Annotated in this window: 1 protein-coding gene; it reads left to right on the plus strand. The window is 60.3% G+C overall.

Annotated elements, in window-relative coordinates:
• Positions 1-124 precede the first annotated feature (124 nt).
• On the plus strand, positions 125-355 hold a 231-nt coding region (locus tag AC1DKR_RS21490; RefSeq protein WP_478035271.1), incomplete at its 3' end, for a hypothetical protein.

A 355-nucleotide genomic window follows, 5' to 3' on the forward strand; every position in this document is an offset into this window, starting at 1 on the left:
GAACCCGACGACGACTATGATGATCTGGACATCTGATGGACTCAGTTGAAACCACGGCCGCCCCCCTCATCGAAGGGCTCGATCACCTTGAACCCGACGACGACTATGATGATCTGGACATCTGATGGACTCAGTTGAAACCACGGCCGCCCCCCTCATCGAAGGGCTCGATCACCTTCACCCTAAGGCCCGCGCGCTCGTTGACCTACCTGTCGAGGAGCGGATTATCGCCCGCTGGCGCGGTCTGTGGATCGGCCACAAGGCGGCCGACAACATCTTTGCGATCCTGAACCGCTACTTGATCACCCCGCCCTCGATCCGGCCGCGCAATCTGCTCATTTACGGGGAGTCCGGC

This window comes from Stenotrophomonas sp. 01N47 (assembly GCF_056399165.1).